Below are 3,684 nucleotides of genomic sequence, written 5' to 3' on the forward strand. Positions count from 1 at the left end.
GGGGTCGAGTGGGGCTGAGTGCAGAAAACCCCTTTAAGGTTTCTGTTGGGTTGTTTGCGCGTTGAGACTGACGCTCACGGTTCGTTCGCTCCGAGATACCGATAGATTGTCGCTTTTGAGAGGCTGTAGTGTGCCATCAGATCTTTGATCAGCATTCCAGCGGTACGCTTTTTGCGTAGCTCAACGATCTGATCTTCTGAAAGCGCGGGTCGTTTGCCGAACTGTACGCCGCGATCTTTGGCCTTCTTGATCCCATCCATCTGTCGCTCGGCGCGTATTTCGGTTTCGAACTGGCCAATGGCTCCGAGCATGTTGAACAGCAGCCGCCCGGTTGCGTCGGACGTGTCGATATTCTGATCGAGCACGACCAGATCGACACCTTTCTGTTTCAGTGTTTCAGCGATCTGGCAAAGGTGTAGTGTGGATCGCGCCAATCGGTCGATACGTGTGACAATCAGCTGGTCACCGTCGCGGACGTAATTCAGGCATTCTTTCAGCTGAGGGCGGGCGTCCGTCGTACCACTGCGCTTCTCTTCGAAAAGCTTGTCGCAGCCATCCAGCTTTTCGCGCTGCACGTCCAGAGATTGTCCGACTGAGCTGACGCGGGCGTATCCGACTTTGGCCATAGTGTCTCGAATAAATTCAGAGGTCTTGCGACTGTCATATTGAGACATTGAAAAAGACATGGCAAGCGAATGGTCTCAATTTCTACAGTTTTGAAGACCCTCTCCGTATAGAAAGACGACCCTCATGGCACACCGAGCGGTTCTGACCGCGCGACAGCGCGCGGCCCTTTTCCACCTTCCAACGGATGAGGCGTTGATCCTTCGGCATTACGCCCTGTCCGATGAAGACATCGATTTTATCCGCACCCGCCGCCGCCCTGAGAACCTGATCGGATTTGCGCTGCAGCTTTGTGCCCTTCGATATCCGGGACGGCTGCTGAGGCCCGGAGAGATCATCCCCAAAGAAATGTCTGACTTCATCGCCGCCCAGCTCGGCGTCAAACCCGATGACCTTCTACATTATGCCGAGCGAGAGAACACACGGCACGAGCACCTGGAAGTACTGCGCAAGATTTATAGGTACGAGATGTTCAAGGGCAAGCGGGTCAAACAGATGCGTGCGTGGCTTGATCAGAATGCCGAAGGTGCGCAATCGAGCGAAGGTCTGGTGAGGGCCTTTGTGCAAGAATGTCGTGGGCGGCATATCATCCTGCCGGGAACGACTGTCATGGAACGGATGTGCGCCGACGCGCTTGTTGCTGCCGAACGCCGGATCGAAACTCGGATAACGGCGCGCCTTGACCGCGCGATGCGCGCTCGTCTCGATGGCTTATTGAATGAGGAAGAGGAGGGCCAAACCACCACGTTCGTGTGGTTGCGCCAGTTTGAGCCAGGCAAGAACTCCGCAGATATCAACCGCCTGCTTGATCGGCTGGAGTTTCTGAAGGCGATTGCCTTGGCACCAGAAATTATGGACGACATCCCAGCACATCGGGTCACGCGGCTGCGCCGTCAGGGAGAACGCTACTTTGCGAAAGGACTACGTGACATCACCAGTGACCGCCGCCTTGCCATCCTGGCCGTCTGCGTCGTGGAATGGAGCGCTGCCATCGCAGATACCGTTGTGGAAACACATGACAGGATTGTAGGCAGCGTCTGGCGGGATGCGAAACGGATCTGCGACGCGCGGGTCACGGAAGCTCAGGCGGACGTCGCAAAGACCCTGGCTGGATTTGAGACCCTGGGATCAAACCTATTGATGGCCAAAGGCGACGATGCCGCCCTCGCCAATGCCGTCGATAGTTCTTGCGGCTGGAGCGGCCTTGAAAGTCTGGTCGCGCAAGCAACACAGCTTCAGGCAACGGTGAAAGCAGATACTCTGGCCCATGTGTCCAAGGGCTTCCACCGGTTCAAACGCTATGCTCGGCGCATGTTGAATGCTCTGGATATGACATGCGCCAGTGTGGCCCAGCCATTGATCACGGCAGCGCAGATTATCCGTGACAAACAGGATATCCCGGCCACATCGCTGACCTTTTTACAACCACGTTCGAAATGGCGACCGCAATTCCGCGCGCCCGATATTGATCAAGAGCGGCTGTGGGTTGTCGCCGTCCTGTGCCACCTGCGCGATGCGTTCCGTTCTGGCGATATCTGGCTTCCGCATTCGCGGCGTCATGCCGACATGAAGCAAGCCCTTGTGTCCATCGATGCCGCCCGCGCCATGGGGCTTTCAATGCCACTGGAACCAGAGATCTGGATGGCTGATCGAAAGCGCCGCTTGGAAGAGGGGCTGAAACGGCTGGCCAAGGCGGTGCGCTCCAAAACCTTGCCGAGTGGAGTCATTGAAGACGGCGTTTTGCGCGTGAGCCGTCTTGACGCCGATGTGCCGGAGGAGGCCGGTGATCTCGTCCTCGATCTTTACCGTCGTCTGCCGGAGACGCGGATCACCGATATTCTCACAGAGGTCGACAAAGACACCGGCTTCACCGAAGCCTTCACGCATCTGCACACCGGTGCCCCATGCCGTGACAAGATTGGCTTGCTGAACGTGCTCCTGGCGGAGGGTCTCAATCTAGGCCTGAGCAAAATGGCAAATGCCACCAACACTCATGACTTCATACAGCTTTCCCGTTTGTCACGGTGGCATGTCGAAAGCGAGGGAATGGCCCGCGCCCTGGCCATGGTGATTGATGCGCAGACCCACCTGCCAATGACCAAATTCTGGGGTGTAGGGAAAACGGCTTCCAGTGATGGGCAGTTTTTCCCAACGACGCGGCAGGGCGAGGCAATGAACCTCATCAACGCAAAATACGGCAACGAGCCGGGCATAAAGGCCTACACCCACGTCTCTGACCAGTATGCGCCATTCGCCACTCAGGTCATTCCCGCCACGGTGAGCGAGGCACCTTATATCCTCGACGGCTTGCTGATGAACGAGGCGGGACGGAAGATAAAAGAGCAGTATGCCGACACCGGCGGCTTCACCGATCTCGTCTTCGCCGCCACGTCCCTGCTCGGGTACCACTTCCATCCCCGCATTCGCGACCTGTCCTCCAAGAGGTTGCATGTGTTTGACCTCCGCGCTGTTCCCAAAGAGCTGAAAGGGTTAACCGGGGACAAAATTCGGGAAGCGAAGATCGTCGAAAACTGGCCGGATGTTTTGCGCTGTATCGCAACAATGCTGTCGGGCCGGATGCAGCCAAGTCACCTCCTCAAGAAATTGGCCGCGCGCCCGAGGCAACATGATCTGGCGTTGGCCTTGCGGGAGATCGGCCGGGTCGAACGCACATTGTTCATCATCGAATGGCTGCTCGACACCGACATGCAGCGCCGCGCCCATATCGGCTTGAACAAGGGAGAGGCACATCACGCCCTGAAAGGTGCTCTTCGGATCGGGCGTCAGGGAGAAATCCGCGACCGTACCACGGAAGGACAACACTTCCGCATCGCTGGCCTCAATCTGCTGACCGCCATCATCATTTATTGGAATTCCAAACAGCTCGGAAACGCTGTGGCAAGGCGACAGCGGGCAGGATTGGATTGCCCACCCGAACTCCTCGCCCACATATCGCCGCTTGGGTGGGCCCATATCATCCTAACAGGCGAATATCGTTGGCGGAAAATAGAAGCGCAAAATCCTTAAAGGGGTTTTCTGCACTCAGCCCCACTCGACCCC

Annotated in this window: 2 protein-coding genes; one reads left to right on the forward strand and one right to left on the reverse strand. The window is 57.1% G+C overall.

What is annotated here, in order from left to right; all coding sequences use genetic code 11:
- Positions 1-74 precede the first annotated feature (74 nt).
- Entirely contained in the window at positions 75-674 is a 600-nt protein-coding gene (locus tag BKY27_RS19390; protein ID WP_233491917.1) for a recombinase family protein, read from the reverse strand.
- Positions 675-750: 76 nt separating this feature from the next.
- Here BKY27_RS19390 and BKY27_RS19395 point away from each other — a divergent pair, with 76 nt between their 5' ends.
- Positions 751-3,651: a Tn3 family transposase gene (locus BKY27_RS19395; protein ID WP_067629843.1), complete on the forward strand. Its 2,901-nt coding sequence runs from the start codon at positions 751-753 to the stop codon at positions 3,649-3,651.
- The last annotated feature ends 33 nt before the right edge of the window (positions 3,652-3,684 follow it).

Source organism: Nioella nitratireducens (genome assembly GCF_001879715.1).
Lineage (GTDB): Bacteria > Pseudomonadota > Alphaproteobacteria > Rhodobacterales > Rhodobacteraceae > Nioella > Nioella nitratireducens.